The organism is Alkalihalobacterium alkalinitrilicum (genome assembly GCF_002019605.1).
GTDB lineage: Bacteria > Bacillota > Bacilli > Bacillales > Bacillaceae_F > Alkalihalobacterium > Alkalihalobacterium alkalinitrilicum.
In genome coordinates, this window is record NZ_KV917368.1 from 2,568,566 (window position 1) to 2,593,602 (window position 25,037).

At 35.8% G+C, this 25,037-nt stretch carries 27 protein-coding genes, 1 tRNA gene, 1 pseudogene and 1 riboswitch; of the genes and pseudogenes, 4 read left to right on the forward strand and 25 right to left on the reverse strand.

The window, feature by feature from the left end; all coding sequences use genetic code 11:
• Positions 1 to 50: 50 nt before the first annotated feature.
• The 3 genes from BK574_RS27530 to comGA form a co-directional block, all read right to left on the reverse strand.
• Positions 51 to 239: a hypothetical protein gene (locus BK574_RS27530; RefSeq protein WP_078428807.1), complete on the reverse strand. Its 189-nt coding sequence runs from the start codon at positions 237 to 239 to the stop codon at positions 51 to 53.
• A gap of 193 nt (positions 240 to 432) precedes the next feature.
• Positions 433 to 1,470, reverse strand: coding sequence for a competence type IV pilus assembly protein ComGB (gene comGB / locus BK574_RS12275; RefSeq protein WP_158211642.1), 1,038 nt, complete (start codon positions 1,468 to 1,470; stop codon positions 433 to 435).
• Positions 1,467 to 2,534 carry a competence type IV pilus ATPase ComGA gene (comGA, locus tag BK574_RS12280; RefSeq protein WP_078428809.1) on the reverse strand — a complete coding sequence of 356 codons (1,068 nt, stop codon included), beginning with the start codon at positions 2,532 to 2,534 and terminating at the stop codon, positions 1,467 to 1,469. The genes comGB and comGA overlap by 4 nt, the downstream gene beginning before the upstream one ends.
• Positions 2,535 to 2,662: 128 nt before the next feature.
• On the opposite strand from comGA, the gene BK574_RS12285 reads away from it, so the two are divergent.
• A tRNA-Gln gene (locus BK574_RS12285) sits at positions 2,663 to 2,737 on the forward strand.
• 75 nt (positions 2,738 to 2,812) lie between these two features.
• Here the strand turns inward: BK574_RS12285 and BK574_RS28410 are convergent.
• The 12 genes and pseudogenes from BK574_RS28410 to BK574_RS12340 form a co-directional block, all read right to left on the reverse strand.
• A complete protein-coding gene (locus BK574_RS28410; protein WP_238457632.1) occupies positions 2,813 to 3,136 on the reverse strand; it encodes an MTH1187 family thiamine-binding protein in 324 nt (107 codons plus the stop codon).
• A 72-nt stretch (positions 3,137 to 3,208) separates the two neighbouring features.
• Positions 3,209 to 3,883 (reverse strand): annotated as a pseudogene (locus tag BK574_RS28415) (DUF1385 domain-containing protein); the annotation flags it as partial.
• 16 nt (positions 3,884 to 3,899) lie between these two features.
• Positions 3,900 to 4,493 (reverse strand): hypothetical protein, encoded by a 594-nt coding sequence (locus BK574_RS12295; protein WP_075388691.1) that lies wholly within the window; start codon positions 4,491 to 4,493, stop codon positions 3,900 to 3,902.
• A gap of 128 nt (positions 4,494 to 4,621) precedes the next feature.
• A complete protein-coding gene (gene thiD, locus BK574_RS12300; RefSeq protein WP_169917348.1) occupies positions 4,622 to 5,419 on the reverse strand; it encodes a bifunctional hydroxymethylpyrimidine kinase/phosphomethylpyrimidine kinase in 798 nt (265 codons plus the stop codon).
• Positions 5,420 to 5,437: 18 nt separating this feature from the next.
• Positions 5,438 to 6,547 carry a glycine oxidase ThiO gene (gene thiO, locus BK574_RS12305; RefSeq protein ID WP_078428812.1) on the reverse strand — a complete coding sequence of 370 codons (1,110 nt, stop codon included), beginning with the start codon at positions 6,545 to 6,547 and terminating at the stop codon, positions 5,438 to 5,440.
• A 15-nt stretch (positions 6,548 to 6,562) separates the two neighbouring features.
• Positions 6,563 to 7,345, reverse strand: coding sequence for a thiazole synthase (locus BK574_RS12310; RefSeq protein ID WP_075388694.1), 783 nt, complete (start codon positions 7,343 to 7,345; stop codon positions 6,563 to 6,565).
• A gap of 4 nt (positions 7,346 to 7,349) precedes the next feature.
• Positions 7,350 to 7,547, reverse strand: coding sequence for a sulfur carrier protein ThiS (gene thiS / locus BK574_RS12315; protein ID WP_078428813.1), 198 nt, complete (start codon positions 7,545 to 7,547; stop codon positions 7,350 to 7,352).
• A complete protein-coding gene (gene thiE / locus BK574_RS12320; RefSeq protein WP_078428814.1) occupies positions 7,547 to 8,179 on the reverse strand; it encodes a thiamine phosphate synthase in 633 nt (210 codons plus the stop codon). Before thiE ends, thiS begins: the two co-directional genes overlap by 1 nt.
• Positions 8,180 to 8,262: 83 nt before the next feature.
• Positions 8,263 to 8,366, reverse strand: a riboswitch (TPP riboswitch).
• Between the two features lie 70 nt (positions 8,367 to 8,436).
• Positions 8,437 to 9,558, reverse strand: coding sequence for a YqgU-like beta propeller domain-containing protein (locus BK574_RS12325; RefSeq protein ID WP_078428815.1), 1,122 nt, complete (start codon positions 9,556 to 9,558; stop codon positions 8,437 to 8,439).
• A gap of 322 nt (positions 9,559 to 9,880) precedes the next feature.
• On the reverse strand, positions 9,881 to 11,296 hold the full coding sequence (aspA, locus tag BK574_RS12330; RefSeq protein ID WP_075388698.1) for an aspartate ammonia-lyase: 1,416 nt from the start codon (positions 11,294 to 11,296) through the stop codon (positions 9,881 to 9,883).
• A gap of 138 nt (positions 11,297 to 11,434) precedes the next feature.
• The gene (locus BK574_RS12335) at positions 11,435 to 12,385 is read right to left on the reverse strand and encodes an ROK family glucokinase (protein ID WP_075388699.1); all 951 of its coding nucleotides are present in this window, start codon (positions 12,383 to 12,385) and stop codon (positions 11,435 to 11,437) included.
• 4 nt (positions 12,386 to 12,389) lie between these two features.
• Positions 12,390 to 12,587 carry a YqgQ family protein gene (locus BK574_RS12340; RefSeq protein ID WP_075388700.1) on the reverse strand — a complete coding sequence of 66 codons (198 nt, stop codon included), beginning with the start codon at positions 12,585 to 12,587 and terminating at the stop codon, positions 12,390 to 12,392.
• A gap of 144 nt (positions 12,588 to 12,731) precedes the next feature.
• Here BK574_RS12340 and BK574_RS12345 point away from each other — a divergent pair, with 144 nt between their 5' ends.
• Positions 12,732 to 12,947, forward strand: coding sequence for a hypothetical protein (locus BK574_RS12345; protein ID WP_078428816.1), 216 nt, complete (start codon positions 12,732 to 12,734; stop codon positions 12,945 to 12,947).
• Between the two features lie 2 nt (positions 12,948 to 12,949).
• Here BK574_RS12345 and BK574_RS12350 read toward each other — a convergent pair whose 3' ends face one another.
• On the reverse strand, positions 12,950 to 13,459 hold the full coding sequence (locus BK574_RS12350) for a hypothetical protein (RefSeq protein ID WP_078428817.1): 510 nt from the start codon (positions 13,457 to 13,459) through the stop codon (positions 12,950 to 12,952).
• A 256-nt stretch (positions 13,460 to 13,715) separates the two neighbouring features.
• On the opposite strand from BK574_RS12350, the gene BK574_RS12355 reads away from it, so the two are divergent.
• Positions 13,716 to 14,114, forward strand: coding sequence for a YueI family protein (locus BK574_RS12355; protein ID WP_075388703.1), 399 nt, complete (start codon positions 13,716 to 13,718; stop codon positions 14,112 to 14,114).
• 42 nt (positions 14,115 to 14,156) lie between these two features.
• On the opposite strand, the gene BK574_RS12360 is transcribed toward BK574_RS12355, so the two are convergent.
• Together BK574_RS12360 and BK574_RS12365 are read right to left on the reverse strand one after the other, a co-directional pair.
• Entirely contained in the window at positions 14,157 to 15,620 is a 1,464-nt protein-coding gene (locus BK574_RS12360; protein WP_238458013.1) for a spore germination protein, read from the reverse strand.
• Positions 15,621 to 15,739: 119 nt separating this feature from the next.
• A complete protein-coding gene (locus BK574_RS12365) occupies positions 15,740 to 16,780 on the reverse strand; it encodes a M42 family metallopeptidase (RefSeq protein ID WP_078428819.1) in 1,041 nt (346 codons plus the stop codon).
• A gap of 97 nt (positions 16,781 to 16,877) precedes the next feature.
• Here BK574_RS12365 and BK574_RS12370 point away from each other — a divergent pair, with 97 nt between their 5' ends.
• Entirely contained in the window at positions 16,878 to 17,747 is an 870-nt protein-coding gene (locus BK574_RS12370; RefSeq protein WP_078428820.1) for a hypothetical protein, read from the forward strand.
• On the opposite strand, the gene BK574_RS12375 is transcribed toward BK574_RS12370, so the two are convergent.
• The 7 genes from BK574_RS12375 to BK574_RS12405 form a co-directional block, all read right to left on the reverse strand.
• Positions 17,736 to 19,286: a rhomboid family intramembrane serine protease gene (locus BK574_RS12375; protein WP_078428821.1), complete on the reverse strand. Its 1,551-nt coding sequence runs from the start codon at positions 19,284 to 19,286 to the stop codon at positions 17,736 to 17,738. The genes BK574_RS12370 and BK574_RS12375 overlap by 12 nt on opposite strands.
• A 4-nt stretch (positions 19,287 to 19,290) precedes the next feature.
• Positions 19,291 to 20,040 (reverse strand): HAD family hydrolase, encoded by a 750-nt coding sequence (locus tag BK574_RS12380; RefSeq protein WP_075388708.1) that lies wholly within the window; start codon positions 20,038 to 20,040, stop codon positions 19,291 to 19,293.
• A gap of 114 nt (positions 20,041 to 20,154) precedes the next feature.
• The gene (locus BK574_RS12385) at positions 20,155 to 20,352 is read right to left on the reverse strand and encodes a hypothetical protein (protein ID WP_139313929.1); all 198 of its coding nucleotides are present in this window, start codon (positions 20,350 to 20,352) and stop codon (positions 20,155 to 20,157) included.
• 49 nt (positions 20,353 to 20,401) lie between these two features.
• Positions 20,402 to 21,361 carry an L-lactate dehydrogenase gene (locus tag BK574_RS12390; RefSeq protein WP_078428822.1) on the reverse strand — a complete coding sequence of 320 codons (960 nt, stop codon included), beginning with the start codon at positions 21,359 to 21,361 and terminating at the stop codon, positions 20,402 to 20,404.
• A 335-nt stretch (positions 21,362 to 21,696) separates the two neighbouring features.
• A complete protein-coding gene (locus tag BK574_RS12395; RefSeq protein ID WP_142247961.1) occupies positions 21,697 to 22,260 on the reverse strand; it encodes a 5-formyltetrahydrofolate cyclo-ligase in 564 nt (187 codons plus the stop codon).
• 96 nt (positions 22,261 to 22,356) lie between these two features.
• On the reverse strand, positions 22,357 to 22,506 hold the full coding sequence (rpmG, locus tag BK574_RS12400) for a 50S ribosomal protein L33 (RefSeq protein ID WP_075388711.1): 150 nt from the start codon (positions 22,504 to 22,506) through the stop codon (positions 22,357 to 22,359).
• Between the two features lie 83 nt (positions 22,507 to 22,589).
• Complete coding sequence (locus BK574_RS12405) at positions 22,590 to 24,566, reverse strand: glycoside hydrolase family 15 protein (RefSeq protein ID WP_078428824.1); 1,977 nt, start codon at positions 24,564 to 24,566, stop codon at positions 22,590 to 22,592.
• Positions 24,567 to 25,037: the final 471 nt, after the last annotated feature.

Below are 25,037 nucleotides of genomic sequence, written 5' to 3' on the forward strand. Positions count from 1 at the left end.
AAACATTGACGAGATATCATGTATCTCTTTATTTTCGCTTGGCTTTTTGTTCAGTTTCCAAAGAACTTTAGTTGCTGTTCAACAGCAGCTTTATCATAATAACAAACAATCAAATCGTCGTCAAGGACTTTGTTGAAAGTTTTTTTCGCCAACCACTCATCAGCGGCGACAAGTAATAATATATCATTTAATAAATAATCTTTCAAGTGTTTTTTTAAAATAAATATAATTAAAATCACTTCTAAAAATTACTGTTAATGGCTTTTGAACTTCCTACACCGTTTTTTTACTATATTTCGCATTTCCATGAAGTTTTTAATTCTTTCGTGTATAAGTAAAACTTTTTACAGTCAGAGTCTTAGTACCAGTCACGGGAGAAATGAAGCAAGGTGACTAACAAGTTGCTTCTTCATCCACCTTTTCAACCTATGGTTAACTTAAAGAGTTAATCAACTGAAACATGGGCACAAGGATAGATAAGAACATGAATAATACAATGATACCAATAATAAGAAATAGACCTGGTTGTAAAATCATTACTATCCTCTTTACTTTTTCTTCTATAGAAATAAATAAATGCTCACTATAATGAAGTAATTCTACATCAAGAGCTCCTCGATTCTGTCCATGGACTATCACGAGTGATAATTCCTCTTCAAAAAATGGTCTCGAGCTTAAAGCAACAGCCAAATCTTCCCCGTCCTTTAATCTGTGAATTAACCACGTGGCTTCATCTTGAAAGAACATTATAACACTTTGACTTTTAAATATAGTTAACGCTTGGGAAATAGACAACCCCGCTTTTAATAAACTACTTAGTTGAACAGAAAAATAGTATGTGATAAACATTGAAATAAACGAGGATAGAAACGGAACTTTCAGTAGTAAAGTCACTTTATTATGAGGAGTAAAATGGCGGAATTTTGTCATGTAGTAAGTGAAGACGAATAGAAAAATTACCAGAGCGATGATTAACAAGACTGGAATACTATCTATGAAGCGAAGAAAAAATACAGTTACTATCGGTAACTCCACAGACATCGTTTCATAAAGATTTTTAAAATGAGGAAACAAATAAGTAATCATTATAATTAAGATAATAAAAAGTAACCATATTAAAAATAATGGGTACCTTAACAATTTACCTACCCTATCTTTAATAAGTTCTTGCTTTAGATACAATTTTCCTGCTTCAACCAAACCGTCCGAGAGAGTCCCAATCTGCTCTGCAACAAAGATAAAGGAACTAATATTATTCGGTAAGTTCATCCCTTCGAGTGCCTTAAATAAAGGTTGTCCATCTTTAAGGCATTGAAGAACTTCCGTTAATTTTTCTTTTACTTGTTTTTTGTGAGATATTTGAATTAATTCTAAACCAGCTGAAAGACTGTAACCTTGTTGCAGCAAAAGGCCCAGTCTCTGCAGAAATTCAGCTTTTTTTATCCCGTTAAACCTCTTGTCCCATCTCATTCGTTTCCACCCCATTTCTCTAGGGAGCGTCTTGTTATATATCCAAGTGCATAAGCCTTAATTATTTGATTATGAATAGTCGATATTCTTGGACTAGATAAAGGTCGGTTTTTAAAAATACTTTTTCGGACTTTTTCTAATTCACCGCCAAATAGGAATTCATATAAAGCCGTAATTTGATTAGGATATACTTTTTCACAGTAGATCGAGCAATTGTCTCCACAAAGCGGACAGCGTCGTTCCACTAACCTTTGTGCAATAACTCCAACAAGTGATTGTTCAATATCGTGAGCTGCTATATTTAACTCCAGCAATCGATATATCGCACTAACGGTATCTTTTGTATGCATTGTTGTTAAAACAAGATGCCCTGTCATAGCTGAACGAATAGCGAGTTGTGCTGTTAAATGATCTCTAATCTCACCAACCATAATAATATCAGGGTCATGACGAAGGATAGCTTTCAACCCTTCATTATACGTAATACCAGCTTTATCATTAATCTCCAATTGTGTGATCCCTTCTGTTCTTTTCTCAATTGGATCTTCTAAGGTTACAATATTTAAAAACTCCTCCTCCCTAGCAGCCTGCATGATGGAGTATAACGTTGTCGTCTTACCAGATCCCGTTGGTCCAGTAATAATAATCAAGCCACTTCTTTTTTGCGTTATTCGTTTTAAAAATGAAGAATCATTGTAAAATAGAGGAAGTTGCTCGAGAGATAAAGCTTTATCTTGAGGTAAAAGACGAATGACTAAACTTTCCTGAAAAGGCGTAGGTATTGTAGAAAGGCGTAAGCTGATGAGGGTTGAATGATAAGTAAACTCCATAGATCCATTTTGTGGCTTTCTTTTTTCCCCAATATCCATGGAGGCTGAGAATTTAAAGTGGCTAACTAACTTTTCACACATTCTTTTAGAAACTTCTTCAATGAACTGTAACCTTTGATGAATTCTAAAAAAAATACTTGCTTGGCTTCTATATGGAACAATATGTATATCACTCGCCTTTCTCTTTGTAGCTTCAATTAATAAACGATTACTTTTTTGTTCAATATCTTCCAAATAGGCACCTCCTTAACCATGTCTTCCTTTTTACGATACTACCAAATCTCTTCTAATAAAAGTAAATTTTTTATTAAAAAATTGTATATTTCTTCTCAGAACGCACACAATAATGACTGTTAACTCATTGGGCTATAGCCAAGCGGTAAGGCAACGGACTTTGACTCCGTCATGCGTAGGTTCAAATCCTGCTAGCCCAGCCATACATAAGGAAACACCTCCATACGTTGGGAACCTAAAGACGTTGGAGGTGTTTCTTCTGTTATTATGATATCAACCTATTCAGGAGTGCTTTGATCACTTAGTTTTTCATTGACTGAAGCTAATTTCCCCTCGAGTGTCGATGCCTTGTCACGACGATCATCGATTCTAATATTCGTTGCAACTCTTTGAACTCCAGCCTCAAAAGGAACTTCATGGATCGCTTGAATCACTTCAAAAAGAACAGGTAATTCCCCTTCAATAATTGTACTCATCGGGGTTAGTTGGTACTTTATTTTTTTGTTATACTTTTCTAAAACCCTGTGTATATCAGCAACATAATGACTTACACTTGATGCATTGGTGCCAATCGGTATAATCGTAACATCTACAATGGCCATTTTCTTTTTCTCCTTTACAATCTTTTTTTCCTCTAAAAGGTGAGGAAATTCCACATTTGCTAATTTACGATAGGAGCGTATTGCTGTCATTAAATGAAATCGATCTGGCTCAGTTGTCGTCACATGTTTTTGTAAATAATATGAGACACTTATAACAAACCGTTTCACAATTTGCATCGGTCTTTTATTCAAGGTACGATTAATAACAATTAGTATAACTACACTTGCATAAGACGCCCACATCAGTGACTCTACAAATGACAATACCGTTAACAGTATTAATGATACGATTAATACTGAGCTGAAATAAATGACAACTGAATTTGTGGAACAGTATTCATTTGTTATTGCCGCTTTTCGAATTTGATACAGTCTTGATTGTTTTTTTATTCCGCGATCACTAAACACTTTATGTTCTGCCCCATGAAATTTTTTTAACGATGTCGGGAATAGAAAATGTGTTCCAAACATGTAATAAAATAAAAAGTAAAAAGGCAAACCTGTCCAAAATTCGAAACTAAAGAGTAGTAGCAATTTAGGGACAAAAACAAGTCCCATAAAAATAATCGTAAACAGTTTAAACAACGAGGGCATCGAGAAAAAAACTTGGTTTATCATGAAAAAAATTGTTGTTATGTTTACGGGCTTAACCCAATCAGATATTCTACCATTGTTGTTAAAAGCACAAGCAACATATTCTTTTCCAATAAAAAAAATCCCATTTTGATAGGACAAACCTTTAATCATGTTGTCCAATCCTTTCTTATGGTTGTGGAATTGAAGTAAATCGTTCGATAATCCAATGATCAATATCTACGTTAGCGGTAGATAAGCGAGCTTGATCAAATGATAGGCTTTCATGTATCTCCCATGTGTGCATATAACTAATAGAAACGTCAGTACCTATAAACGCCTCGCCCACTATTACAATCTCAAACGATCCCATATTACCGAAACCAATATGATCTTGAAGCTCGTTTGGAAATGTAAACACGACTCCATCATGTACGAGCGTTCCATTCGTTTCATAAATTTCTTTCCCACCATGTTTTAAAATAAGTCGGGCAGATTGGATATATTCCTCACCTATATTATCTTGCTCTCCTTCTCCACCTATTTTTACTCCAATATAATCATCGCCTAACAAACCATCAATAGGCATTTCTTTCCAATCCCAATTACCACTAATTGTTTGAGAAGTTCCGTTGGTTGTTGTTTCAACAACGAAAGACAACACCTGATCTAAAGATTCATTTGTTATTTCATCTGAAGAATTTAAATAATGATATCCTCCATAAAAAATAAACCCCATTAATAGTAGTGGTAATACGATGACAGCGGCATTTCCTTTAAACATAAACAACCACCTTACTCTTGAAATGATGTAGTATTTTTATTGTCTCTAAGTTTCCTTTATTTGTCCACCTTTTGCTTCAATAAGAAAGGCTGATCAAGGATACCTTCCTAAGATCAGCCTGAAAACTTTTACATGTATAAACGGTAAGCAGCATGATTAGTTGGGCCAATACCATTACCAATCGATAAAGAATGAGTAATGGCTGCGCTTATAAATTGCTTAGCCGTTTTCACAGCATCTGCTATTTCATCGCCTTTTGCTAACTGGGCCGCTATAGCCGCTGCAAAGGTACAACCTGTACCGTGTGTGTTTTTTGTACTAACCCGTTCTGCTTCTAAATAGGTGATTGTTTGTCCATCGTATAAAATATCCGTAGATTTTGTATCCCCTTCTAAATGTCCACCTTTTAAGACCACATATTTCGGTCCTAGACCGTGTAATTTTTTGGCTGCACTTTCCATTTCTTCTAACGTTGTCATTTCCTTTATCCCTAAAACTTTTGCTGCTTCTGGCAAATTAGGAGTAATAACTGTAGCCAGCGGAAGAAGTTTCGTCACGAGTGCATCAACAGCCGCATCTTGTAATAACGAAGCCCCACCTTTAGCAATCATTACTGGGTCAACAACGATGTTCTCCACGTTGTATTGTTTTAATTTGTCAGCAACTAATTCAATAATTTCTGGAGAAAAGAGCATCCCTGTTTTTACTGCATCTGTGCCGATATCCGAAAGCACAGCATCTAATTGAGCTTCTATGGCCTCTGCTGTTTGCGGGAAAACACCATGAACTCCTAATGTATTTTGTGCAGTTAATGCGGTGATAACACTCATACCAAACGTTCCCAATTCTTGAAAAGTCTTTAAATCAGCTTGGATGCCTGCTCCTCCACCACTGTCAGATCCTGCAATTGTTAATGCTTTGTTCATACTTATTTCACCTTCCTTTTAACTAAAACGCTCAGGTGCAAACGAAGTTAACGGTACTATTTCTTGTTTTTTATCGAGAAGATCTGCAACAATATGTGCTGTGACAGGACTTAGTAAAATACCATTTCGATAATGACCCGCTGCGAAAATGATCTCAGGTACATTCGACAAACCACCAATTAATGGATAGCCATCTTGAGTAGCAGGTCTAAGTCCAGCCCACGTATGAAAGGGAACTTCACTTTCTAAAAAAGGTAATACTTTTTTATTCCAATTCGTTAATCTACGAATCCCTTTTTCTGTTACCGTAGTGTCAAAACCCGCAATATCCTCGGAAGCCCCATTAACAAGTGTTCCGTTTGCTTTTGGAACTAAATAACCTTGGCTCGTATAAATTATATGTTTTACCTTACCCACGGGAATGTTGTATGCACAAATTTGCCCTCGAATCGGGTAAACAGGAATATTGAGACCAAACACATTTTCTAATTCTTTCGCCCACGCACCATTACTTATAACTAGACGGTCCCCAGAGAACTTTTGTCCATTTTTGGCACAGACACTAATTTCAGACTGCCAACGCTCTAGATGCACTTCTTCTAAATGATCAAAAATTTTCACACCTAGTTTTCGACAGCCTTCCTCGAGAGCTTTTACGTAATCTGGTGCATACACATGACTTTCTTCTGGATAATACATCGCGGCAATCATTTCACGTGATAACTCTTTTTCTAACTTAAATAAATCTTCTCCATAAAGGATTTCAGCTGTTGCACCAAACTGCCCTTGCCATTGTAGTCTCGTCTCAAGAGCAAGAAGATCAGCTTCATGGTATACACAGTGTAAACTTCCAGAATTACTGTATTCAAAGTCAATACCTGATATGTCCTTAACATCTTCTTGCCATTTTGGATATAGCCTTAAACTCTCAAGACAAAGTCTAAAGAAATCATCTGGGTCTTCGCCAATTTCAGAAAATGGTGCGAGCATTCCTGCGGCGGCACCTGAAGCTTGACCACCACAAGCCACTTTTTCTAACACTGTAACGTCGTGCCCTCGTCTTTGACACTCAAAAGCTGTCGCAAGACCAATAATACCCCCACCTAGTACGACAATCCGTTCTCCCATATAAATCCACTCTTTCTATTTCAAGATCAACGACTCGTAAGCACTACTCGCTGTAGCATATCGTTTTTGCGGAATTCGACCTGCCAAATAAGACATTCTACCAGCTTCTATAGCATAGCGCATCGCTGTTGCCATCTTTACAGGATCTTTTGCTTTTGCAACAGGTGTGTTCATTAAGACTCCATCAACACCTAACTCCATTGCTTGAACTACGTCCTTTGCCGATCCTAGTCCCGCATCCACAATAATCGGAACGTTAGCTTCTTCAACAATTAACGATAAATTATAAGGATTTAGAATGCCTAATCCCGTTCCAATTGGTGCTCCTCCAGGCATAACGGCAGCCGCACCAGCCTCTTCTAACCTCTTACACAGGACTGGGTCGTCCGAAGTATAAGGGAGTACAACGAAACCTTCTTTTGCAAGAACTTCTGTTGCTTTTAAAGTCTCTATTGGATCAGGTAATAACGTTTTTTCATTGACACTTATCTCGATCTTAATCCAATCACTTAACCCACTTGCTTTCGCTAAACGAGCAATCCGGATCGCTTCATCCGCTGTTTTGGCTCCTGATGTATTTGGTAAGTACGTAAACGTTTGACCTTCTAAGTGTTGTAAGATCGCATCTTCATCTGGAGCTTCTAAATTCACACGCCGAATGGCAAATGTTAAAACGTCAGAACCAGATGCTTTTATGGCTTCATTTTGTACAAACGGATTAGGGTATCGCCCTGTACCAATAAAGAAACGTGAAGACAACTCTTTTCCTGCGATGATGAATTTATCATTATTATTCATATAATCATCCGCCTCCTACAAAGTGAACTAGTTCAATTTTCATTCCAGGTTCAACCATTGTATCTTCCCAATTACTCCGATCAACAATTTCTCCATTTACTTCAGTTACTACTAAATCTTTCTCTAATCCATAATGTTTTACAATATCTATAAGTGTTTTAACTTCTAATTCAACCGTTTCACCATTAATATATAATTCCATTACACCTTCACCTTTTGATCAATTTTTTGAATGAATTGTTGACAAACAGATTTAATGTCATCAGTTCCGACAATTTCACTAATAGCACAAATTCGAGTTGCTCCAGCCTCTAACACTTGATCGACATTATGAAGCTTAATTCCACCAATAGCTACGAAAGGGATCGTGATTTCCTTTACGACTTGACGGATATAATCAGTCGTAACAGGATCTACAACATCGACTTTACTTTTAGTCGGGAAAATCGGACCTACACCAATATAATCTGCACCAGCACGTTCAGCTTCTCTAGCTTCTTCTATCGCATGAGTGGAAAGTCCAATTATCTTGTCCTTCCCTACTATTTTTCTTGCTTCTTCAATCGGTAAATCATCTTGCCCAATATGAATACCGTCTGCATCCACGGCGAGTGCCACATCAATATGATCATTAACAATAAACGTTACTCCATATTTTTTCGTTAACTCTCGTAATTGCTTTCCTTTTTCAAAGACCACTTTCTTTGAATTAGTTTTATCTCTTAATTGAATGATATCCGACCCACCGATAATCGCTTGTTCCATTACTGTTATTAAATCACGACCCTGATGAAATTCTTCACCAGTAATTGTATAAAGTTTAAACTCTCTCATTTTCTAGCTGTCTCCCTTCTTTACCTCTAAAAATTAAATAAAGCCGTAACCCAACGACGGATTACGGCTAGATATTGATAAGTAAATCAAATCTTCGACTTTCCTACGCTGGGATCACCAGATCAGGTTCGAGGGTAAAAGGTTCCTTTTTCTCAGCCCACTTTGATAGGCACCCCTAGTCACACTATAAACTTTTTAATAATGTTCTTCCTTTCATTATGACACAATTTTTATAGATTACAACCATTACCCTACCTTCATTCCAAGAGGAAATGCTTTGTTTTATTTGTTAAATTAATTAACCATTCATATTGATTCCCATACAACATCCATTTTCCATCAGGTGAAAGCTTTAATGGGGATTGAAGATCTACATCAACTACTTTTTGTTCTGTACCCGTTTCAACATTGTACTTTGTTAATTCATAAGGAGCATCATAACTGAAAAAATCACCACTATATAACGGTTTTAAATAATAAAATAAATGCTCATTTGCATCATATTCATGAAATGGAATCCACCATTGTTCAGAGTACGTATTTAACGTCGGAATTTCTAACTCTCCAATCATATCTTCGTTTTGATAGATCTGATAAATCGAATTTTCGGCTTCTAACGAATCAACCGAAACAGCTACGAGAATAGTATCAGCAAAAGTAAAAAAAGCAATGACTTCATCTAAAAACTTTTCTGTTTCGTTTGTATTTAAATTATACTTAAAAATCGGTGCATAAAAACTTGGAGCAAAAGATGCCCATTCCAGAAATGCTATTTCATCTACATTGATCCATTGAAAATACATCTTCTCAAGATCTAGTTGAACTAATTTTTCTTCTTTTAAATTAAGACGATAAACATCGTAATCCCAATCAGGGAGGAATGAAATAATAATAAGTTCATCATGATTGTAAGGATTCCAAAAGAGAGAAAATTCTTCCCCCACTTCACTTAATGAATAAACCAACTCTCCTTCTTTATTAATAAAATAAAGAGGCGAGGTTAACTCATAAGTTGATGTTTGAACAGCAAAGTAGGAATAATCATAGTTTGCTTCAACCGAAAGAATAGGCTCGTCGATTTGAAAGAATTCAACTGTCTCACTTGTCTTTAAATTCACTAGATCTAAATAAGAAATCGCATTTTCATCTCTTAGCAACAAAATCGTTTGACTATCATACCAACCACTTATTTCAACAAAGCTATACGGATTCATTTGAATTGGGGTATGGAAAATAGTTTCTTTCATTACACCTAATTTTTTTTCAATCAAGTTGTAGTTTTTTTGAGGGTGATTTAATACGACATTATCTTTCGTAGTGCATCCAATAGTAAAAATCATAAGGAAGGTTAATACGAAAAACAGAGATTTACTTTTCATTCGAACCTCCGTTTAAACTTCTTCTTTTAAAATTTGTTCTAAATCGTAATTTTCATTATTACACGTTTTTTCAGTTTGCTCAATAAAAATACACTAAAAGTAAACTTATGTGATAAAGTGAAATTTCATTCCATTCTAGGGGCTCGCACGACATGAAGTCACACTCCAAGCACGTTGTGAATTTAGTTTGACTTTAAGTGTAATATGTCCCATTAAGTCTTTGTTGGTTTCTCAAAGCCTTGATGTAGAGCCTTAGTGCCAGTTTAAATTAACTTGACAAGGAATGCTGAGCACCCCTTGTCAAATAAAAGTTTCTTATACCTTAATTATATATAAATTTAGCCCCTGCTATTCCAGGGTTCGTCATCTCTTTTGGTTCTAAAATTTCATTTAATTCTTCTTCTGAAAGTATGCCTCTTTCAATACAAATTTCTCGAACTGGACGATTTGTTTGTATAGCCTCTTTTGCAATTCGACTTGCAGTTTCGTACCCTACATGTGGATTAATGGCTGTTATAATTCCTACACTTCTTTCCACCATTTCTCTGCACCTTTCAATATTAGCTGTAATCCCTTCAATTGTATATTGTCTAAATACTTTTATACCATTTTGTAAAATTGATAATGATTGTAACAAGTTAAATACTAATACTGGCTCCATTACATTTAACTCCAACTGTCCCGCTTCCGAAGCTAAGCTAATCGTATGATCGTTTCCAATGACTTGAAACGAAATTTGATTAATCACTTCACACATAACAGGATTTACCTTCCCTGGCATAATGGATGATCCTGGTTGCCGTGCAGGTAAATTAATTTCATTTAACCCTGTTCGAGGACCCGAGCTCATTAATCTTAAATCATTGGCTATTTTCGATAAATTAATTGCTAATATTTTTAAAGCACTTGATAACTCGGTGTAAGCATCTGTATTTTGCGTAGCATCCACAAGATCTTCTGCTGTTTTAAAAGGTAAATGAGTGATGTCAGCTAAATACTTGGCCACTTTTTTAATATACTCAGGTAACGCATTTAAACCAGTTCCGACTGCCGTTGCTCCCATATTAATTTGATATAATTCATTTAGAGATCCCATTAGGCGTCGTAAATCGCGAGTAATGACTCGACGATAAGCACCAAATTCTTGTCCCAACCGTATAGGGACAGCGTCTTGAAGGTGAGTACGACCCATTTTAATGACACTATCAAATTCTTGTTCTTTTTCTGACAGAACCTGGATTAAATCTTCAAGTTCCTTTGTCAAACCTTTAGCTAAGTTTAAACAGGCGATATGAATAGCTGTCGGAAAAGCGTCATTGGTTGACTGAGCCATATTTACATGCGTATTCGGACTGACTTTTATATACTCGCCCTTCTTACCACCTAAAAACTCAATCGCTCGATTCGCAATTACTTCATTTGCATTCATATTAAAGGACGTACCTGCCCCGCCTTGAATAGCGTCTACGATGAAGTGGTCATTGAGTTTACCTTCTATTACTTCTTCAGAAGCTTCTACAATTGCATCAGCAATTTGTGGATTCAATGCTCCAACATCACGGTTGGCTAAAGCTGCTGCTTTTTTTACATATCCGAACGCTTTAATTAATTCCTGATGCGGCGGATATCCTGTAATTGGAAAGTTTTCTTTTGCTCGCATCGTTTGAATTCCATAATACGCTTCTGATGGAACCTTTTTTTCACCAATTAAATCCCGTTCAACTCGATATTTTTCCATATGAAAATCCCCTTTTTAACTTAACTAAATTAGATTTAGTTTTCTAACTCTCGTGCGATTCAATGCACGATTTCTCTACGTTGATAATATTATTATATGTTAACGGTTATTTACCGTTAATTGCCTTCGATAAACCTTTTACCTATTTTTTGTCTTAGCTAACCAAGCCCCACCTATAACTCCAGCATCATTCCCTAATGTTGCTGGTACAATGGAAACACTTTGGGCCACTCGGGGTAACACAAATAACTGAAAGTGATTTTCTAATGGCTTCAGTAATGTTTCACCAGCTTTAGAAACCCCACCACCAATAACTATTTTTTCAGGGTTAAGGGAATTGGCTAAATTAGCAAGTGCAAACCCTAAATAATATGTAATATGATCAATGACTTTCAAGGCACACTCATCGTTTTTCTCAGCCGCTTCGAACACCATTTTGGCATTTATATTTCCATTTGCTAACAAGCTATTTGGAAAATCACTGACAAATTCTTTAGCTATTCTAGATATTCCTGTTGCAGAACTGATTGTTTCAAGGCAACCCGCTTTTCCACAATTACATGGAAATCCACCTTTTGGTATCGCTGTAATATGACCAATTTCACCGGCCATTCCATTTACTCCATGTACGATTGAACCATTCACAATAACCCCTCCGCCAACTCCAGTTCCTAAAGTAACACATAATAAATTTTTAGCTCCATTACCAGCACCACGCCACATTTCACCTAAAGCAGCAATATTAGCGTCATTGTCAATTGTTACTGGAAGACTTGTATCCATTTCTAAACGATCTTTTAAATGGAAGTCTTTCCAACCAATATTAACGGCTTGATAAATATATCCTGTTTCCATATTGATAAACCCAGGTGCTCCCATTCCAATTGAATGTAACCGATCTTTGGAAACTCCTAGGTGTTCTAACGCTTGATCAATCCATTTTGCTATATCAGTTGTAATATTTGTTCCACCATTAGTTGTATTTGTTGGAACTTCTCCCTTAAATATTATATCTCCATACGGATCGACAAACGCTAACTTGATTGTTGTACCGCCGAGGTCTACCCCGACAAACCATTTTGTAACCATCTAATCAACCTTTCTGTTGCTCACGTTGTTCTTTCTTTAGAATAAGCAAAGCAGCTTGATATGACTGTTTATCAACCATCCCTGATTCGTACAACTCTCGAATTTCATCTTCCATCATTAAGGAATCTACACTTCGATTTTTTGTATAAATAAATGTCCCGAATTTTTTTAATAATTGTTGAACATCATAGAACGTATTCATTATCATCACCCTCCTTACACATTATATCAACTTCTATTTCATCAACAAATATTTCAATATACAATTGTTTATTAATTTGTCACATAAAAAAGCCCTTATTTGTTCTAACATATAAAGAGAACATTTTATAAGGGGGACTCATTTATGGACAGCTTTACTTATTTTATTTTAGGATTACTTGTACTAGTAAGTGCAGTAATTATCGCAGTTTATTGTATAAATAAAAAGAAATCATTTGTCTTAGCTATTGTTTTAATAGCTGTTGGATTTATTTTAGCTTTTATTGGTTTATTTAACTCAGAACACGAAGAATCTCAAAACGCTGTATCATCCATTGAAGACGTTAAACACGATTGGTAAAATTAGAAAAATTTGAAAATCGCTATCAACATAAAAAATAATAATGGTAAATAGGAAATAAATTCAAATCTCCATATTTTTTGTAATATTTCATATTGAATAAGTTGTCCTAACAGGATGGAAAAATAAAAAAAGAGAACAGAAATGAAATGAAGCCAAATGCCTACCTCTCTTATTTTCCATTCGATACCAAATAACAAAAATAAAAAAAACAATACACCCCATAACACTCGTGACTGTCGATGAAAGTAACCCATCATCGGATGAAAATGGATGAAAGCAAGTGCGACCATAGCTAGAGTGACAAGACCGACTAATATTTCAATGAATTGTAGAGAAAATACTGACACAAAGCGACCGATAATATAGCCTAAATAAACGGTAAATGCAAAAAACATAGTGACAAGAAACACTTGAAGTCGAATTGGCATTATTCTTTTTGATATCATTAATCCACCAATGGCGAATCCCATAAAAATACTGTAAAATATTCCTACCATGCCATTAATCATTATTGTTCCTCCTTCTTAATAGTGAAACAAGCCTTTTTTCATCTATATGTGAAAAAAAAATGAATAAGACACTAAAGTAAGAGGAGATAAAGTGAACCTCATTGAGTGTGGATTTTCCTTCATCCCCATCAATGTTATCTAGAACCTATTGTGGTGTCACTGGAGGCCTAACACCTACTTTGTCTTCCTTATTTCCTCAAAGCCTTGAGGTGGGAGTCTTTGCGCAAGTTAAGGAGATAAAATAAAGGAGTGTAACATGGAAGATAAACTAAAAGATATTATTAACCGTGGTCTATACGGCAATCCTGAAATTAAATCAGAAGAACGTAATCTATTCTTAACTACCATTATTGAACGTATTCACCTTGCCTTAACGAAACGTCAAGTAATTCATAAGGGAATGTATGACCAGGCAGTGACCATTTTAAATACCGCTCATAACATTCGCATATACATTAACGGAAACTTATCGTATCATCTTTATTCAAATTATGTGAAAGAAGCCAATAAATATAATGTACCGTTTACAATCGTTAATGCGAATGAAGAAACACCGATTGGACTCGTCATTGCAACCGAAAACCTAGCTATTAATAAATCAGAAATATTTATTAAAGATGACTTTTATCAAATAGATTTCGATTTAAAAAAGTAAGCTAAGCATATGCTTAGCTTACTTTTTTTGAATTTAATAAGATTAACGATCAGGATCAAGTGGGTGTATTCCAGTTGGTCTTCGATTTTTTAACGGAATCGGTGATCGCAATAAAACATCACGAAACCCTCGGTAGGAAAAAGGCAGGAACGGCCATAAATATGGTGTTTGAAAACCTTTCATACTTGTTAATAAAAGAATAAATAAGACAACTCCAACTACATATCCACCTAAGCCAAATATCGCAGTACTTATTAATAAAAGCACTCTTATTAACCTATTGGCTAAACTTAATTCATAGCTTGGCGTTGCGAATGACCCCACAGCAGCAACGGCTAGATATAAAACAACTTCTGGTGAAAACAAGCCTACTTCAATAGCAACTTCACCAATTAATATCGCAGCAACCAACCCGAGTGCAGTCGCCAGCGCACTAGGCGTATGGATAGCAGCCATTCTCAACATTTCTATACCAATTTCCGCTAATAAAAATTGAACATATATAGGGACTTGCCCTTCATCATTCGGTCCAATATAAGCTAACATTTCTGGAAGTAGGTGTTGATTTGTCGCAAATAAATACCAAAGAGGTAGTAAAAAAATTGATGCCCATACAGCTGTAAAACGAACAGCTCTTAAAGCTGCACCGATGATTGGTTTTTGACGGTATTCCTCAGCATGTTGTAAATGGTGCCAAAACGTTGTCGGTGTGATCATGACACTCGGAGAACCATCGACCATAATAACAACGTGTCCTTCAAATAAATGAGAGGCAACGACATCTGGACGCTCTGAATACCGTACCATTGGATAGGGATTATAATGTTGCCCGAAAATAAATTCCTCTATCGTTTTATCTCCCATTGGTAGTCCGTCTGTATCAATTAAATCAAGCGCTTGACTAATTTTATCGACAATATTAGGATCAGCAATATCTTCTATGTACGCTATACATAAATCTGTTTTTGACCTTCTCCCCACTCGTTTATATTCGATCCTTAACGTACGGTCACGAACTCTTCTACGAGTCAAAGCTGCATTTTCAACTAGCGTTTCTACATATCCATCTTTGGCTCCACGAATTACTTGTTCGGTATCAGGCTCTTCAGGACCTCTTACTGGATATGTTCTCGTATCCATTAAAATAATTTGATCCAATCCATCCACAACCAAAGCAGCTTGTCCTGCTAAAACATCATCAACAATTGCATCTAAATCATCATTTGTATCAATTTCAACATATGGTATACGAGTATGTGTAAGGGTTTTTAATGGGTCTCCTTGTAAATCTTCCGGTTTCAGCAAAAGAAGTTCTCGTTGTATTTGTGTTAATGAAAAGTCTTTAGCAAAGCCATCAACGACAAAGAGAGCCATTGGAACCTTCCCATACTCTAAATCCAAATGGATTATATCGAAACTTTTATCCACACCAAGCGCTTCTTTTAAATACTGTATATTCTCCTCAATACTTTTAGAAACAGGATGTAAAATATTCTTTTTTGCCAAAGTAAATCGCCTCCACTTCATATACATTTTTTGCAAAAGTGGTAGTTTTAATGCAAAAAAAGAAATGGTGTCAGGATACCTTCATTAAATGAAGGTATCTGACACCAATTGTTATAATATTATTTAGAGAATAGATAGTGATACACTAGCTTCCACGTGTTTACGAGGGAATCAAAGTGTGTTCTTTCATGAGCATGTGATGCATCAATACCAGGGCCAACTAATCCATGAATAATATCATGACCCGAACGAATGGCAGCCGAAGCATCTGAACCATAATAAGGGTAAATGTCTACAGCATAGTTTAGATTCTGTTCTTTTGCAATTTGAACTAATTTCTTTCTCAAACCAATATGGTACGGTCCACTAGAATCTTTGGCACAAATAGAAACACAATATTCTGTTGTAGCTTGTCCGTCCCCTATTGCCCCCATATCAACGGCTAAATATTCAACAGTTTCAGGTGGTATATTAGAGTTACCTCCATAACCGATCTCCTCATTATTCGAAATCAGAAAATGTGTCGTATACGGTAGTTTCCGTTGTTCTTCGATAATTAATTGAATCGTGTTCATCAAGATAGCAACACTAGCTTTATCATCAAGGTGGCGCGATTTCACAAAACCATGGTCCGTAACTTGAAACCTAGGATCAAAAGAGACAAAATCTCCCACTTCAATTCCTAATTCACGTACTTCGTTTGCATTTGTAACGGGTGCATCGACACGAACTTCTATATTTTTTTCATCGCGTTTAATTTCACCAGCATTTTTATACACATGAACTGAAGACTGGTGTATCAGGATCGTCCCTGTATATTCTTTTCCTTCACTCGTTTCAATTTGACAATATTCACCTTCAACTGCGTTCCAACGAAATCCACCAATCATCGTTAAACTTAAGCGACCATCGCTTTTTATTTCCTTAACCATTGCCCCTAACGTATCCACATGTGCTGTTATCATCTTATGTTCTCGGTCATTTTCACCAGGAAGCGTCACAATTAAACCACCTTTACGATTTCTCTGCATTTTTACACCTAAAGGCTTTAATTGATTTTCTACAGCAGCAATCACTTTTTCCGTATTCCCTGAAGGGCTTGGAATGTTAACTAGCTCTTCAAGTGTATCGATCACATTTTGCACATTAAATTTTTCCATGTAAGATCCTCTTTTCAAATTTATTAATCATATTACACATTTTTATTACATAAACATAACTGAATAATAGGCTGTCTATATCCATTGGAGGTAGCATATGAACAAGAAACTACTTTTCATAAGTACTTTATTTATTATTGTTGTTATTTTATTGCTGACTTTATTTGATAGAAACTCTGCTTCTTTAGAAACGCTTACATTCGAACCAATCGATGAGCAAGTAGAATATATTAATGCGAATACATCATTACAATTTCTTACGATTGAAGATGAAGATGAATATTCGATCGATTGGAGCATTGGTTCACAATTAAACCAAAATGCTTATTTAAGAAAAGATATTTCCTTCTTATTCGAAGATGGTAGATTGACGCAAGTAATGTCAAAGTTGGAAAAGAATAAACAAGAATTAAAGACAAGAAAAGTCATAGAAGGTGAGGATAGTGGTCACTTTCAAGCTTTATCTTTCCACCACTCTGAAATTCATTATCCGAACGATGACATTAAAAGTCGATTAACAATTAGTTGTGATGAACTGTATATCATTGATTCACCATTAAGTCCTATACGGTCCTTCAAAGAACCATCTGACGAAAAAGAACTAGAAGGAAAAAGAATTCTCGATTATATCGTTGAGCAACAATTAGCATATATTTGGAAAGGCATGTTGAATTACTATAACATTAATGAAGATCAGTACACGTCTTTTCCAATAACTAATCTATGTAAGTATAAGGAACTCCCTAACCTAACTGAAAATGAAACAACTAAATTAATTCATAAGATTTGGGAAAGTATATACAAGGAATATTTTTTTGGTATGCAAGAAGCACATAATTTAGGAATTCAACCTGTTGGTAGTACTGTTCCACTTGTTTTACTCTCCAAAAACAATGATCATTTCATCATTCTTTTTCAAACGATAAAAGAGGAAAAAGTTCAGCATATCAAAACCTTACCGTTCTAATTTCTCTTTTAATTCGCCATACGGCTCTTCTGTCGGTGAGTAAAATAATGCTTCATTGACAGCTTCAAGGGCCTTTTCTATTTCACCTAACTCGACGTATACTAAAGCGAGATTATAGTGTGCTTCATGAAAATCATGACGTAATTGAACCGTACGATTAAAACTGTCTTTTGCTTCGGTAAATTTACTTAGATGTACTTCGGTATATCCTAATAAAAAGTGTAGTTCAGGAATTTCAAGTTTTCTTCCTTTCAAACTTAATAATAATGGGTATGCTCTATCATACTCTTCTTCCTCTAGTAGTTCCTGAACAAACTGTAAGTGTACAATAGGTGACCCTGTCTTTTGTTCATTCATCGTTCCAAATACAAATAATCCATATCCTACACAAACGATAAAACCAAACAAGATGAATTGTCTAATACGAACGGTCTGCTTCGGCAGCTGTACTACAAATGAGGCCAAGAAACCTCCTAATAAACCACCAATATGAGCCCCGTTATCTATCATTGGAACTAAAAACCCTAAGCTAAGGTTAATCACTAGAATAACGATAACACTCATTCCCATTGTTCGAAAAAATAATTTACGGTGATTAACTCCAAAGTACAACAATGCTCCAAAACAACCAAAGATGGCACCAGAAGCACCCGCTGCAACTTGTTCATTAAAGGCATAACTAGCTATAGACCCAAATAAACCTGCGACTAGATAAATAAACAAAAAACGCCAACTACCATAAATCCTTTCTACCGCACTACCTAAATAGAAAAGAGCAAAGGAATTCATAAAAAAGTGAAGAAAACCGATATGTAAAAACATCGCTGTTAAAAGGCGCCAATACTCACCTGCTTCAATTAAAGGGTTGTATTTAGCTCCAAATTCGATTAAAGTTAAAATTCTCATACTTCCGCCATTAATTTCAAGTAACCCGAACATTATTGAGATTACAATTAATAAAAAATAAGTAAACCTCGGTTTTCCGAATGTAAAAATCGCTTTCTCTGCATTCAATCTTTCTTCAGCCTTAGCTACAACTTCTTTTCTTAACCTTCTGATTTCTTGTTGAATTTCTTCAACATCTATACCTTCCGTATCTACTCCATCAGCGTCTAATTCCATTGAGATTTGTAACCGCTCAAGTTCACTAATTTTACTCCCGTACTCAGCTTCAATCAAGTATGAGTGCATTACCGTTTTTTGCTGAGCAGTCGTAGTAGGTTTTACAAATAAATGCTCTGAAGAATCAACAGGACGATATGTTGAGACATATATATTTTCGGCTTCTATCTTACGAGAACTAAGTTGTCTCCGTAACCCATTGAACTTAACTAAAGTCGTTTTCATATCTTCTTTCAAGCGATTACTCCAATTAATATCTTTACGTATAATTCGAATAATCTTAGAAGGTTCATGATCTTCTTCTTCTAACCATATTTCGTTACAGTTTGGATTAACTTCAATAACTCGCATCCCTTTATGAATGACTAGATGGTGGACAAGTTGCCAGTAAAATAAATCATGTTGCAAAACGTCCATTGCCTCACCCTTTCATGGATTGGTCATTCTTTAGTAGATTCAATACTTCCGTTAGTTTTTCAAAAGTAGCAAGTGGTTGGTGTTCAGTTGTTGCTGGCATTCCTCTTGTATTCAAATAGATTGCGTCCCACCCCGCTTCGATGGCACCACAAATATCGTGTTCCCAAGAATCCCCTATAAACAATTTCTCACCAGAATGACTCAGTCGTTCTAGAGCCAAATCAAATATAGCTCGATTTGGTTTAGCAACTCCTAATTCTTCTGAGACAAAAATATGTTCGTCACAAATGAAATTTTCCAAGCCTAATTTCTTTACTTTTCGGTATTGAGTATCTGCTGTACCGTTGGTTATAATCCCAACTGTAATATTTCGTTGTTTTAGTTCATTCATAATCTCGATTAACCCTTCAAAAGGTTCACTAAATGAACTAACTATTTCATAGTAATGGGCATGAAATGCATCTGCTTCATCGTCAGAATAAGGTAAATGATATTGTTTCATCGTATCATGGTAGCGCCAGCGACGATATGTTCTTGCATCAATTTGCTTTGTTTCAAATTGCTTCCAATAAATATCGCTATATGATTTAAAAGTTTTAAACCATACAGATATGTCGATTTTGTTCACTAGCTGGTTTGTTTCTAACCACCTCTGTTGCTGCTGTTCAAGACAATAACAAATTGCCTTTTCAAAGGCCTCTTCATGACTGAATAATGTATTGTCTAAATCAAAACAAATAGTTCTCCACCGCATTTCACCAACCCCCTTTCCTTATTATACCAAGATTAAGGCCTTCCTCACCACTTATACGATACGAAAAAGGCACTGTCTTTATAAATGACTGTGCCTTTTTCAATATTATTTTATTTATGCATTATTCGTCGTTTCCGTTCTAGGACTAAACATGATTTGAGACATAAACTTCTGTCTTAAACCAGGAATTTTCATCGTAAGTCTCACTGCCGACTTTCTAATCCATTGTTGTCCAAGTAATACATTAAGAATTCGATAACGAAAGCGATAGACAAAATAGGCAATTACAATCATAGATAAACGAGATAACATACAATCTCCTCCTTCGCTCATAATTTGCCTTATTTCAGTTTCATTTATTCTATTTATTAAATTTTAATACAGGTTTCATCGCTTTCTTTAATATATCAGCTGAATGATGAAGCTTTTCTTGCTCATCAGCATTTAAGTCAAGTTCAACGATTTCTCGTACACCACTTCGATTGACAATCGCAGGAACACCAATGTAAATATCATTTAATCCATAATGTCCTTCTAATAATGCGGAAACTGTTAATACGGAATTTTCATTTCGTAAAATTGCCTTTGTAAGACGCACAAGTCCCATTGCAATCCCATAATAAGTTGCGCCTTTACGTTCAATAATATGGTAGGCCGCATCTCGAACATTAACAAAGATTTCGTCTAATCCTTCTTTTGTAATACTCGATTCCTTATCTTCAACATACCGTAAGATCGGTCTTCCACCAATGTCAGCGTGACTCCAAATCGGTAATTCAGTATCTCCATGCTCACCCATAATATAAGCATGAACATTTCTTGAATCAACATTAAAGTATTCGCTTAATAAAAATCTGAAGCGTGCCGTATCTAAAATCGTTCCCGAACCAATGACTCGTTCTTTAGGTAATCCTGAGAACTTCCACGTCGCATATGTTAAGATATCTACTGGGTTTGTAGCTACAAGGAAGATACCATCAAAACCAGCATTCATCACTTCAGTAACTATTTTATGAAAAATAGCTGTATTTTTCTCCACTAAATCAAGTCTTGTTTCACCAGGCGCTTGGTTTGCTCCAGCTGTAATCACTACTAGATCCGCATTTTTACAATCGGCGTAAGTCCCTGCCCAAATTTTCATTGGTGTTGAAAAAGGCAAGCCGTGATTTAAATCCATCGCATCTCCTTCTGCTTTTTCTTTGTTAAGATCAATAAGTACCATTTCATCTGCAACTCCTTGATTTAAGAGTGCATATGCATAGCTTGATCCTACAAATCCAGTACCGATAATGACTACGCGACTACTTTTTGAGTTGTCCATTAATTTGCCACCTTTCTTAGGATTAAATATACGTAGAATGTACATTAAGACATATTTTTTCCTCAATAAGTCGAACGTTCACCATTTGTAAATACTTGTGCAAAGTAGCGTCACTAACTATTCTCTCTCAACTGCATTAAAGTAATAAAAACAATAGAGCTCCAGCGATACCTCCCGTTCCTGTACAAAATAAGGTAACTGTATCGTTATTTACAAACGGTAACCCTTTGATCCTCATTGTCTTTTATGAACAATGAAATAAGCGTTCGGTTGATCGATGACATATTTTACTTTGATATTCCACTTGATATAATGCTCCAATAAAAGTATCTCAGTCAACACTTAAACACAGAATCTTCAGTTATAATCATCTGAACAGGAATATCAAATAATTCTACTGGTACCCTTGTGACCAGCTGTTTCTCAAAAGCAATTGCACATGTTTGCCCAAGATAATTAACTAAATACCGATCATAATATCCTCCACCATACCCTAATCGATTACCCTCCCTATCAAAAGCTACTCCAGGAACGATAATCAAATCAATCTTCTCACACTCATAGGGTAAACATACATTTTCCTTAGGTTCTTTTAGTTGAAAATAAGTATTTTCAAGTTCATTAAAGTCTGTTATTTTGAAGAAAACCATGGTACTCAATTCTGGATAAGTCCTTGGAACAACAACGTTTTTTCCGTCTTGCCATGCTTTTTTAATAATTTTATATGTATCCACTTCTTTACCTCTGGAGATGGTAATCGCTATAGTATTCGCATTTTTCCAAGAGACAGTTGAACATAAATGTTCTTGTATCATTTTACTATTATGCATGTATTCTTCTTCAGTCATCTCATTTAACTTTTCTTTTACTAGGGATCGCAATTCTTTTTTCCGTTTCATTTTTCCACCTCCAAGATTCATTTATTTTTTTTTACCCCTAACAAAAAAGACCGCAAACCCTAAAAGTATAGGTTATTGCGGTCTCATTTGTTTACCTTACTTCGTTTCACGATGTAAAGTGTGTTTCTTAAGTCTTGGGCTATATTTTTTTAGCTCAATACGCTCAGGGTTTTCGCGTTTATTTTTAGTAGTGATGTAGTTACGATCACCAGTTTCAGTGCAAGCTAAAGTTACTTGTACGCGCATAATGTTCTCCCTCCAAACCTCTTGTTATCATTCATACCTTTAAATGATAGCAAAGATATGCCGCAGTAGCAAGTGTATCTTTTTTACACTTTTAGGGATAATCTTTGAAACGCTTGATTGTAGTCATTTATGACATCCACAAATGTAGCATGCGACCACGTAAGCGGTGCAACGGATAGCGGTTCCCCTGTATAAGGGTGAATTTGCTCAGCGAGTAACCCACTACTGAGCGCATGTCCACAAACCCATTGGAATATTTCATAAGCTGGCTTAAGATCAGCTAGGCTCTCCGCTTGAAGAATATGCCATTTGGCGACCCACAACGTACAAATAATCCATGGATTACCAGGAATTTCCTCTAAATTTTCGGATTGTTTAAAGTATGTATCATTCTCATATCGAGCATATCCGCCTACGTCTGTTTTTACCCTTAACCTCTCGCTAATAATATTCATGGTCTTCTTCACTCTCTCATCCTTTGCATCATACATTCCGAAGGCAAATAGACCATAAAGACTACTTTCAGGAGTCTGATCTTTTTTAATCTCCCCCGTCGTTTCATCTTTATATATCCCCCGAAAAAATGTCCCGTTATCTTTATCAAAAAGAAATTCTTCCATTCCTTCTTTTATTCGCTTCGCACCTAGTTCATAACGTTCAGCACTCTCTTCTTCACCTAAAAGATGAGCAAAGCGAGAAGCTGCAAGCAAACCACCGTAGACGGAACTAGCTGTAAATGTAAAGATGCCTCGACGTTCTTCCCATAAATCATAGGATGGTGAAGGTAAATTTAATTCTTCATCAATAAATCGCAACAAAAATTCAGCACTTGGAAAAACAAGAGGACGGTAGAGTGATTGCGCAAATTCAATATCTCCCGTAGCAGCATAATCTTCCCAAAATGCCCACAATACAAGGGCCGTTTCATCTTCTTGTATTGGCAATTGTTCTTCTCCATTTTCCCCAATAAGAGGGTGCCAACTTGAACCAATTGAACCATCAGGATTGTATTTATGATACAAATATCCTTCATCTGATAACACTTCACTACATCGCCTAAAAAAATTTCGAACCATCCCATGGTAACCCGCTTTAACCATCGCTTGTGCGATTAAAGCCCCATCTCTTGGCCACATATAACTATAGTGGTCTTGGTTATATTGCAAGATATCCGAATCATTTGCAGCCATAATATATCCATTTTCATTGGTTTGTGTCCGAATGACAAGAAGACTTCGTTTATATAAATTAATCATCTCTGGAGAAAAATTAGCCATCAACACTTCCCCTTTGTTGACCCAACTTTTCCAATACATATGAACTTTGTTTAATGTTCTTTGAATCCCCGTTTCAATTACGTACTCATTTAAAGCTTGTACTTCTTTTAAGGACTTACCAACTGTCATCCAATAAAAAGCTTCTTTCGTAACCTTTGGTGGGAGTGTTCCTTCTAACGAAAAAGTACTATCGACCGAGCCTTGTGCGATGGGGTTAAAATGAAGTTTTCCATCTTCCGCATCTCGAAAAGTCCCTTCTTGAGAGTGAAAACGTTTGACCCCTGTTGTATATTGCTTAATTCCTTCCTCTTCAAAGCAACCATTAAATAAAAAGTACTGATTTCTTTTATAATGAATCATCGTGCGGTCTTTAGGTGAAAAAAAAGCAGTATCTCCTACTTCATTCTCGTAAATAGCAAGATCTTGATGAAAAAACAATTTAATTTCACGGTGTTCATTGGATAAATTCTCTACTGAAAACTTACGAATAAACACCATTTCACGTTGGTGTACTCCCTCTTCTACTCGAATCGCAATTTGTTGTTCTGGTAATACAGCTTGACTATTAGTGACAAGTGAATCATTATGGTAATCGGTTTGGATCGTCCATTGATCTGAACTCAACCAGAAAAAGGAATGATCAATCCAGACCCCAATCCGATTTGGGTGGCCTTGGACATGGTTTTGATGACCGACATATGGAAAGTATATATCTCTTACTTGAAGATCCTTATCGATATTAACGAGTAGTTTACCGTTTCCTACTACGAGTTCCCTAGGCACAATAAAGCCCTCCTACAATTTTTGTTAATTCTCTTTAGTTAGTGTTTATTCTTCACTTAACCCCTAATTTTTCTATACTTATTTGGCAACTTAGTAATTCTAATAAGAGTTTGTTTGAATAGTATCGTTTCACCAAATAAAATAATTCCTTTATTTATCTTACTGACCTTCTATTTTTCAAACAAGCAGTCTATTTTGTCTATTCCTGTCATATGTAGAGTTTGCAGGGGGTAAACAGGATAAAAAAAGTTTTTCGTCCAATTTCGCTTATGAAAATAAGGTTTTATGAAGAATTTTGGTTTATTATGGGAAAACTTGAAAAAGAGTATTGACAGTAGCAGTATAATGATAAGAGGCACATAAATATATGTATCCCGCAACAACTGGCAGTAACAACTAATGAATACAGACTATATGGCCAAGTCCTGTGGCAATGACTGTGTGACCCACATCGTGTAGGCCTCAACTAAC

Bases quoted from the DNA above. Each gene is read 5' to 3' on its own strand.
- thiS (WP_078428813.1), bottom strand. From the start codon at position 7,547: ATGGAATTATATATTAATGGTGAAACGGTTGAATTAGAAGTTAAAACA.
- BK574_RS12335 (WP_075388699.1), bottom strand. From the start codon at position 12,385: ATGGTTACAAAATGGTTTGTCGGGGTAGACCTCGGCGGTACAACAATC.
- thiD (WP_169917348.1), bottom strand. From the start codon at position 5,419: ATGAACAAAGCATTAACAATTGCAGGATCTGACAGTGGTGGAGGAGCA.
- BK574_RS12295 (WP_075388691.1), bottom strand. From the start codon at position 4,493: ATGTTTAAAGGAAATGCCGCTGTCATCGTATTACCACTACTATTAATG.
- BK574_RS12350 (WP_078428817.1), bottom strand. From the start codon at position 13,459: ATGATTAATGGCATGGTAGGAATATTTTACAGTATTTTTATGGGATTC.
- rpmG (WP_075388711.1), bottom strand. From the start codon at position 22,506: ATGCGCGTACAAGTAACTTTAGCTTGCACTGAAACTGGTGATCGTAAC.
- BK574_RS12340 (WP_075388700.1), bottom strand. From the start codon at position 12,587: ATGAATACGTTCTATGATGTTCAACAATTATTAAAAAAATTCGGGACA.
- BK574_RS12375 (WP_078428821.1), bottom strand. From the start codon at position 19,286: ATGGACGTTTTGCAACATGATTTATTTTACTGGCAACTTGTCCACCAT.
- BK574_RS12385 (WP_139313929.1), bottom strand. From the start codon at position 20,352: ATGTTATCTCGTTTATCTATGATTGTAATTGCCTATTTTGTCTATCGC.
- thiO (WP_078428812.1), bottom strand. From the start codon at position 6,547: ATGGGAGAACGGATTGTCGTACTAGGTGGGGGTATTATTGGTCTTGCG.
- BK574_RS12390 (WP_078428822.1), bottom strand. From the start codon at position 21,361: ATGGACAACTCAAAAAGTAGTCGCGTAGTCATTATCGGTACTGGATTT.
- BK574_RS12345 (WP_078428816.1), top strand. From the start codon at position 12,732: ATGGACAGCTTTACTTATTTTATTTTAGGATTACTTGTACTAGTAAGT.
- BK574_RS12355 (WP_075388703.1), top strand. From the start codon at position 13,716: ATGGAAGATAAACTAAAAGATATTATTAACCGTGGTCTATACGGCAAT.
- thiE (WP_078428814.1), bottom strand. From the start codon at position 8,179: ATGAGAGAGTTTAAACTTTATACAATTACTGGTGAAGAATTTCATCAG.
- BK574_RS12380 (WP_075388708.1), bottom strand. From the start codon at position 20,040: ATGCGGTGGAGAACTATTTGTTTTGATTTAGACAATACATTATTCAGT.
- aspA (WP_075388698.1), bottom strand. From the start codon at position 11,296: ATGGAAAAATATCGAGTTGAACGGGATTTAATTGGTGAAAAAAAGGTT.
- BK574_RS12325 (WP_078428815.1), bottom strand. From the start codon at position 9,558: ATGAAAAGTAAATCTCTGTTTTTCGTATTAACCTTCCTTATGATTTTT.
- BK574_RS12370 (WP_078428820.1), top strand. From the start codon at position 16,878: ATGAACAAGAAACTACTTTTCATAAGTACTTTATTTATTATTGTTGTT.
- BK574_RS12365 (WP_078428819.1), bottom strand. From the start codon at position 16,780: ATGGAAAAATTTAATGTGCAAAATGTGATCGATACACTTGAAGAGCTA.
- BK574_RS12310 (WP_075388694.1), bottom strand. From the start codon at position 7,345: ATGAATAATAATGATAAATTCATCATCGCAGGAAAAGAGTTGTCTTCA.
- comGB (WP_158211642.1), bottom strand. From the start codon at position 1,470: ATGAGATGGGACAAGAGGTTTAACGGGATAAAAAAAGCTGAATTTCTG.
- BK574_RS12395 (WP_142247961.1), bottom strand. From the start codon at position 22,260: ATGAAACGGAAAAAAGAATTGCGATCCCTAGTAAAAGAAAAGTTAAAT.
- BK574_RS28410 (WP_238457632.1), bottom strand. From the start codon at position 3,136: ATGGCCATTGTAGATGTTACGATTATACCGATTGGCACCAATGCATCA.